The organism is Streptococcus sp. GMD4S, from assembly GCF_000296955.1.
The window spans coordinates 1-540 of the sequence record NZ_AJRE01000420.1 but is presented as its reverse complement, the minus strand read 5'-3'; the positions used below and the strand labels follow the sequence as shown (position 1 = coordinate 540).

Here is a 540-nt window from a genome sequence, read left to right as displayed (position 1 = left end):
GTGTTATGGACGCTAAAAAAGCGCTTGTAGAAACAGACGGTGACATCGAAAAAGCGATTGAATTGCTTCGTGAAAAAGGTATGGCGAAGGCAGCTAAGAAAGCTGACCGTGTTGCAGCTGAAGGTTTGACTGGTGTATTTGTTAACGGTAACGTTGCAGCAGTAGTTGAAGTAAATGCCGAAACTGACTTCGTTGCGAAAAACGCTCAATTCGTTGACTTGGTAAACGCAACAGCTAAAGTAATCGCTGAAGGAAAACCAGCTAACAACGAAGAAGCTCTTGCTTTGACAATGCCTTCAGGTGAAACTCTTGAAGCTGCATATGTATCTGCAACAGCTACAATCGGTGAAAAAATCTCATTCCGTCGTTTTGCTTTGCTTGAAAAAACAGATGCACAACACTTCGGAGCATACCAACACAATGGTGGACGTATCGGTGTTATCTCTGTAATCGAAGGTGGAGACGAAGCGCTTGCTAAACAAATCTCAATGCACATTGCTGCGATGAAACCAACAGTTCTTTCTTACAAAGAATTGGATG

1 protein-coding gene is annotated in these 540 nt (G+C 42.8%); it reads left to right on the top strand.

Annotated features, from left to right (window positions below; translation table 11 throughout):
• A partial coding sequence (tsf, locus tag GMD4S_RS10280; protein ID WP_000324005.1) for a translation elongation factor Ts occupies window positions 1-540 on the top strand: 540 nt, incomplete at both ends.